The organism is Nocardia acidivorans NBRC 108247, assembly GCF_001625085.1.
Taxonomy (GTDB): domain Bacteria; phylum Actinomycetota; class Actinomycetes; order Mycobacteriales; family Mycobacteriaceae; genus Nocardia; species Nocardia acidivorans.
Window position 1 is genome coordinate 45,330 of record NZ_BDAW01000061.1, and the last position, 8,264, is coordinate 53,593.

Genomic DNA, 8,264 nt, shown 5'->3' on the forward strand with positions numbered 1-8,264 from the left:
GGCGCGTGCTCGCGAAATCGAGTAGCTGACCGATGGCGGTCTGGAATCCATGGCCGACCCCGAACAGAGAGGTCAGGTGTGGCGCTGACCGCACGATTCCTCATCGACACCAGCGCCGCGGCACGCATGCGTCACACGGCCGTAGCCCGTGTTGGCCGCAGAACACCGCCTCGTCCCGATCCACTACGACGCAGACTTCGAAACCGTCTCTTCCGTAATAGATCTCAACCACCGCTGGGTTGTACCCCGAGGCAGTCTGGACTGAGGGTGATGTGCATGTAATGGCGCAGGGGTCTACTCGACGTTTACCTGCGCCATTACATGCACGTTGAGATCAGCCGATGATGCGGACCTCTTGGGGGGCCTCGTCGGTGGGGTCGCCAGCCGTGGTGAACCAGTGGGTTACCTCGCCTTCTTCGAGGTCGGCGGTCAGGTCCTCGGTGGGGAGGACCGACAGGGCGCCTGCGGTGGAGGAGGTGAGGAATTCGTCTACCGCGGGGAGGCCGAGGGTGGCCGTGGTGAATGTGGTCGATTCGTAGTCGATCTCATTGTCGGTGCGCAGGGTTGCCGCGCGGTCCAGGGCTTCGGCCTGGGTGAGGGTGGCCCAGGCGCCGGTGGCATCGCGGTAGATGAAGGCCGGGTCGGATTCGGTGAGGGGGCGGACCCGGTCGGTGTAGGTGACCGGGTGGGCGGGGCGGGCGGACAGGTCCGCCTGGACCTTCGGGTCGGCGGGGACCAGCCAGCGGACCGAGCTGGCCGCCGGTTCCTCGGCGATGCCGAAGTTGGCCCCGGCGGCGAGGATGTCGCCGAAGGACAGGCCCTCGGCGAACAGCACTGCGGCGCCGGCCTTCTGGATGGCCCAGACCGCGACGACCGCCTCCACCGAGCGCGGCAGGGCTACGGCGACGATGTCACCGGGGCCCGCACCGCGATCGATGAGCAGGCGCGCGAGCTGGGAGGAGCGGCGGTCCAGAACGTGGTACGCCAGCTCCTGACCCTTGTCGAGCAATGCCGGGGCCTGCGGATCCTCTTCCACCACCTCGGCGAGCACATTGGCCACGGTGCGAGCGCCGACGCGCGCCGGTTCCGCCGCCGAATCAGCCTGGGTCACAGAGCTTTCGGCGAGGATGCGGGCGCGTTCGCCGGCATCGAGGATATCGATGTCGCCGACCAGCGCGGACGGTTCACCCAGCAGCGCGTCCAGCACCCGGCTCAGGCGCGCGGCGAGGGTTTCGACCTCGTCGGCGGTGAAGCGGGTATCCAGGTAGCGCATGGAGATCTCGATGGTCTCGCTGGCCATGACCACCAGCGTCATCGGGTAGTGGGTGTCGTCGTTGATGCCGACGCCGTTCACCGACATACCGTCGATGGAGCTGGCGGCGGCGATGGCGTCCTTGTCGACCGGGTAGGACTCGAACACCACCAGGGTGTCGAATTCCGCTGCGGCACCGGCGAGTTGCTGGATCTCGGCCAGGCCGATGTAGTGGTGATCCAGCAGATCCGCCTGCTCGTGCTGCACCCGCTCGAGCATGCCGCCCACGGTGAGGCGGTCGTCGATGCGAATGCGCACGGGCACGGTGTTGATGAACAGACCCACCATGGATTCCACGCCCGCCAGATCGGCGGGGCGGCCGGAGACGGTCGCGCCGAACACGACATCGCCACGGCCGGTGAGCCTTCCGACCAGAATGGCCCACGCGGTCTGCACCAGGGTGTTCACGGTGACGCTGAGTTCCGCGGCCCGCTTGCTGAGCTGACGGGTGCGTTCGGCGTCGATTTCGAGCACATGCCGCCCGACCTCGTACTGCTCGTCCGCGCGTCCGGCGGGTGCGAGCTGGGTCGGCTCGGAGACGCCGGTGAGCGCACGCGCCCACGCCCGCAACGATTCCTGACGGTCCCGCCCGGCCAGCCAGGCCAGGTAGTTCCGATAGGACACCGCGCGCGGCAGTGCGGACAGATCACCGCGCACCGCGTACAGCACCAGCAGATCGCGCATGAGCAACGGCATGGACCAGCCGTCCACCAGGATGTGGTGGGTGGTGATCACCAGGTTGCACTGCTCGCCCGAGGTGCGGAACAGCGTGAACCGCATGAGCGGTGCGGCGGCCATGTCGAAATGCCGCGCCCGGTCGGCGTCGATGAGTTCGCGCATGCGCGGAACCCGTTCGCCCTCGGGCAGATCGGTGAGATCGACAATGCTCCACGGCGCTTCGACGCGATCCAGCACGACCTGGTGCGCCTGGCCCGCGGCATCGGTGACGAAGGCGGTCCGCAGGCTCGGGTAGCGGTCGACGATGGCCTGCGCGGCCCCGTGCAGCCGATCGGTGTCCACGGTGCCGTGCAGGTCGAGTACGGCCTGCATGGTGTAGACGTCGACGGCCTCACGGCTCTGCGACATCAGCGCCTGGAACAGCAGACCGGACTGCAGCGGCGACAGCGGCCACACCTCGGTCAGCGCCGGGTAGGCCCGCTCCCAGTTCTCGATATCGCCCTGGGTCACCTTGACCAGCGCCATATCCGACGGCGTATAGCCCCCGGCATCGGGCCGCTTGGCGTGTTCGGCCAGCGCGGTCAGCGCCGCCACGAACAGATCGGCGAACTCCTGTACCCGCTCGCGCGAGAGCAGTCCGGTCGGGAAGGCGAAGGCCGCGCCCAGCTGCGGGCCGTCCTCACCGTCGGTGACGATGGCATTGATATCGAGGGTCGCGTTGGCGGGCATATCGAGATCCATGTCCGCGTCCAGCTGACCCAGATCCGCGACCGGCACCCAGCCCAGCTCCGAAAGCTGTTCCGGCACTTCACCGGTGGAGACGCGACCCAGATAGTTGAAGCTGATCTGCCCGACACTGCGCAATTGCGGCGCGGTCTCGGCGTTCAGGTAGCGCAGCAGACCGAAGCCCAGTCCCTTGTCGGGCACCGAGAGCAACTGCTCCTTCACCGATTTGACGATGTCGCCCAGGGCTTTTCCACCCGCGAAGGCATCGTCGAGATCGGCTCCGGCCAGATCCAGCCGCACCGGGTAGGCGCTGGTGAACCAGCCGACCGTGCGCGAAAGATCCGCGCCCGGAACGACTTCCTCTTCACGACCGTGACCCTCGAGCTTGATCAGAGCGGCATCGTTGCCGTCGGCGCGCCAGCGCGCGACCGCCATGGCCAGCGCCGAGAGCAGACCGTCGTTCACGCCGCCGCGGTACCGGCCCGGAATCGAGGTGAGCACCGCATCGGTGACCGCCGCCGGAACCGTGACCTCCACGCGCTCGACCGTGGCGAAGGTGTCCACCGCCGGATCGAAGGCACGCGCACCCAGCAGCGGATCGGCGGTGCCGACCACGCCCTGCCAGAACGGCAGCTCCGCAACGCGTTCCGGCGCCGACGCCGCATCGACGAGGGCGTGCGCCCAGCGCCGCATGGAGGTGCCGTTGGCCGGGAGCGCCACCGGCTGACCGAAGGCCAGTTGCGACCACGCGACCGCGAAGTCCGGAATCAGAATGCGCCAGGAGACGCCGTCGACCACGAAGTGGTGCGCGGCGACGAGCAGCACATCCGGACGGCCTTCGCCGAAGGCGAACCAGACGAACCGCATCATGGCGGCATTGGCCGGATCCAGCTTGCCCAGTGCGGTATCGAGTTCGGCACTGGCGATCCGGGACAGCTCGGCATCGGAGATGTCCGCGGCCACGTCCACGCGGTGCACGAGGGCATCGACATCGACGCCGCCGCGCGGCAGGGCTTCGAATTCCCAACCGGCGCTTGCACTGCCGCGCAGTCGGGAGCGCAGCACATCGTGGTGGTCGAAGACCGCGGCCAGCGTGCCGACCAGGATCGAACGGTCGATATTGTCCGGCAGGCGCAGGGCCATGGACTGCGAGAACCGCTGGTACGTCGAACCACTCGACAGAATCGCCGTCATGATCGGCGTCAGCGGAATATCGCCGACCCCCCCACCGGGCAGTTCGGGCAGTCGCTGCTGCTCGTCATCCCCGCCCAGCACGGCGATTTCGGCCAGTCCGGCCACGCTGCGCTTCTCGAAGACCTCGCGCGGGCTGAACAGGATGCCGCGCGCCTTGGCCCGCGACACCAACTGGATCGACAGGATCGAGTCACCGCCGAGCGCGAAGAACGAATCATCCGCGCCGACCTGATCGACGCCGAGCACCTCGGCGAAGACCTCGGCGATGACGGCCTCGATATCACTGACCGGAGCCCGGAATTCGCGCGGTGCGAGCACCGGCGCGGGCAGCGCGCGACGATCCAGCTTGCCCGCCGGGGTGAGCGGAATCTGGTCCAGCACCGTAATCGCGGTGGGCACCATGTATTCCGGCAGTCGCGCGGCGGCGTGCTCGGTGAGCGCGGCGATATCGATGGCGGCACCGGCGACCGGCAGCACGTAGGCCGCCAGCATGGTGGTGCCGACTTCGGTCCGGTGACCCACGGTGACCGCGAAGTCCACGGATTCGTGTGCCGTGAGCGCCGCGTCGATCTCACCGAGTTCGATGCGGAAGCCGCGCACCTTGACCTGGAAGTCATTGCGGCCCACGTACTCCACGGCGGGAGCGCCCTTGGCATCGCGCGTCCAGCGCACCACGTCGCCGGTGCGGTACAGGCGTGTGCCCGGCTCGCCATACGGGTTGGCGACGAAGCGCTCGGCCGTCAGACCCGGACGCGCGTGGTAGCCGCGCGCCAATTGCGGTCCGGCCACGTACAGCTCGCCCGCGACGCCCTCGGCGACCGGCTGCAACCGGTGGTCGAGCACCAGCGCCCGCATACCACGCACCGGTCCACCGATGACGACCTTGTCACCCGGGTTCAGCGCATCGGAGATATTGGTGGCGATGGTGGCCTCGGTCGGACCGTAGGCATTGTGGAAACGCCGCGGCCCGGCACTGTTCACCGACCACTTGGCGACGAGATCGGCCGAGACCGCCTCACCACCGGCGATGATGACCTCCATACCGGCCAGCTGCGACGGCTCCAGCGAGGCCAGGACGGACGGTGTGATCAGACCGGCGGTGACCCGCTCGCGCGCGATCAGCTCACCCACTTCGTCACCGCCGTAGGTGCCCGGGGGCACCACCACGAGCGTGCCGCCCGCGCCCAGCGCCAGCAACAGCTCCAGAATGGAGGCGTCGAACGACGGCGAGGCGAAATGCAGGGCGCGCGAAGAGGAGTCGAGGCGGTAGCGCTCGACCTGCTCGGTCGCGAAGTTCGCCAGACCCGCGTGCGTGACGACGACGCCCTTGGGCAGACCCGTCGAGCCCGAGGTGTAGATGACGTAGGCGGCGTGGGCGGGCCGGATGACCCCCCATCGCTCGGCATCGGATACCGCGGCGGGCGAATGCGATTCGATCTCGGCGATGGTCAGCGGATCATCCAGGGAGATCCACCCGGCCAGGCTCGCCACCGGTGGCAGCGCCGCCAGTTCGGCATTGGTCGTCAGACCGAGCATGGCCCCGGAGTCCGAGATCATATGCGCGATGCGATCGGCCGGGTAGGCCGGATCGACCGGTACGAACGCCGCACCGGACTTGGCGACCGCCCACACCGCGAGCACGGATTCGAACGAACGCGGAATGGCCACGGCCACCCGCATATCCGGTCCGGCGCCGCGCTCGATGAGCATGCGCGCCAGACGCGAGGAGGCCGCGTCCAGCTCCGCGTAGCCGAGCACCTGACCGTCGAAGACCACGGCCTCGCCGACCGGGTTCGCGGCCACCGCGGCGGCCATGATCTCGGGCAGGGTTTTGGGCTCGACCGCCGGAGCGCCGTTGCGGGACAGCAGATCCGCGCGTTCGGCGGCCGACAGCAGTTGCAGATCGCCGACCGGCAGCTGCGGCCGCGCGGTGATCTGCTCCAGCAGGCGGGTGAAGCGCTGCGCGAACTTCTGCACCGTGGCGTCGTCGAACAGGTCACGGGCGTAGGCGAATTCGGCGTACATGCCCTCGCCCGCGGTTCCGGCCTCGGTAATGGTCAGCGACAGATCGAATTTCGCGGTGTCGTTCTCGAAATCGACGGCGGCGACCCGCAATCCGGGCAGCTCGAAGGTGCTGTCCGGCAGGTTCTCGAAGGACAGCACCACCTGGAACAGCGGGTGGCGCGCGGTCGAGCGCTCCGGATTGAGCAGCTCCACCAGCCGCTCGAACGGGATGTCGGCGTGCGCGAACGCGCCCAGATCGGCATCCCTGGCGCGCGAGAGCAGTTGCGCGAAGGTCAGTTCCGGATCCACCTCGGTGCGCAGCACCAGGGTGTTGACGAACATGCCGATCACATTGTCGAGCTCGGCCTCACCGCGACCCGCGATCGGCGTACCGATGGCGATGTCCTCGGTGCCGGACAGGCGCGAGAGGAATACCGCGAGCGCGGCGTGCACCACCATGAACATGGTGGCGTTCTGCTCGCGGGCGATGGCCTGGAGACCACGGTGCAGTCCGGCCCCGATCGGGAAGTGCACCTTGCCGCCGCGGAAGGACTGCGCGTTGGGGCGCGGTCGATCCGAGGGCAGGTTGAGCTCGTCCGGCAGGTCCGCGAGGGTGGTCCGCCAGTACTCGGCCTGGCCGGAGATGAGGCTCTCGGGATCCTGTTCGGAGCCGAGCACCGCACGCTGCCAGATCGAGTAGTCGGCGTACTGCACCGGCATGGGCGCCCAGCCCGGCTGCACCCCGGCGGCCCGGGAGGCGTACGCGATCATCACATCGCGGGTGAGCGGGCCCATGGACCAGCCGTCCGCGCTGATGTGGTGCGCGACGAAGACCAGCACATGTTCGATGACCGGCTGCGGCGGCTCCACCCGGACGGCGCCCAGGGCACTGGCCGCCTGCGCACCGACCGCGCGCAGGGTGGCGGCCTCGAAGGCATCGGCCACATCCAGCACCACGGATTCGTGCGCACCGAGCTCCTCGGCGACCGGTGCGGTCTCGACGCGGAACAGCTTGGCCCGCAACGGGACCTCGGTGGTCACATCGAAGCCGGTGGAGATGAGCTCCGCGATCCGATCGCGCACCGCTTCGGCGCCGACCTCGATCGGGGTCAGGTCCGGGGTCGCCTGTGCGGCGGTCACGATGACCTGGGAGGCCGCACCGTCCACCTGCGGGTAGACGGTGCGCAGGGTTTCGTGGCGCGCGATCACATCGGCGACGGCCTGTTGCAGGGCCTCGGTATCCAGTTCGCCGGTGAGACGGACCGCGACGGGGATGTTGTAGGCCGCCGAGGTGGTGTCGAACTGGTTGAGGAACCACATGCGCTGCTGCGCGAGGGACAGCGGCACCGAGGCGGGACGCTGCTGCGCGACCAGCGGCTGCCGATCGCCGCTGCCCGCGTGCGACTCCAGCTTGGCGGCGAGTCCGGCGACGGTGGACGCCTCGAACAGGGTCCGAACCGGGACACGAGCATCCAGAGCCGCACCGAGTCGCGCCGCGACCTGCGTGGCCAGCAGCGAATTACCGCCCAGGGCGAAGAAGTCGTCGTCCGCACCCACGCGCTCGGTCCCCAGCACCTCGGTGAACACGCCCGCCACGATCTCCTCGATCGGGGTGGACGGCGCACGGAACGCCGTGGTCTCGAACTCCGGCTCGGGCAACGCCTTTCGATCCAACTTGCCATTCACATTGAGCGGCAGCGCGTCCAGGACCACGAACGCCGAAGGCACCATGTACGACGGCAGACCCGCCGACAGCACCGCCCGGACATGCGAAACCTCAACACCCGCGGCGAGATCGGACGGCACCAGGTAGGCCACCAGACGATCGCCGGTGCGCTGATCGGACTTGGCCAGTACCGCGACCTGCGCGATCTCCGCCATGGCCAGCAGCGCCGCCTCGATCTCCCCCAGCTCGATACGGAAACCGCGGATCTTCACCTGGAAGTCCGTGCGACCCCGATACTCCAACTCGCCATGCGCATTCCAGGCCACCAGGTCACCGGTGCGGTACATACGCTCACCGGCGGCGAAGGGATTGGCCACGAACCGATCCGCGGTCAGGTCGCTACGACCGAAGTAGCCGCGCGCCAGCTGCGCACCCGCGAGGTAGAGCTCGCCAGAGACGCCCGGTGCGACCGGGTGCAGGCGGGAGTCCAGGACGTAGACCTGGCTGTTCCATTCGGGCAGGCCGATGGAGACCGAACCCTTGTCGGCGTCGGTGACCAGGTGGCTGGTGATGGAGACGGCCGCTTCGGTCGGGCCGTACAGGTTGAACAGCTGCGCCGAAGGATTCGCCGTACGGAAGCGCTGCGCCACGGACGCGGGCAGCGCCTCACCGATAGCCAGCACA

At 68.6% G+C, this 8,264-nt stretch carries 1 protein-coding gene; it reads right to left on the minus strand.

The window, feature by feature from the left end; all coding sequences use genetic code 11:
- Positions 1-334: 334 nt before the first annotated feature.
- On the minus strand, positions 335-8,264 hold a 7,930-nt coding region (locus NA10_RS27275; protein ID WP_157556766.1), incomplete at its 5' end, for a non-ribosomal peptide synthetase.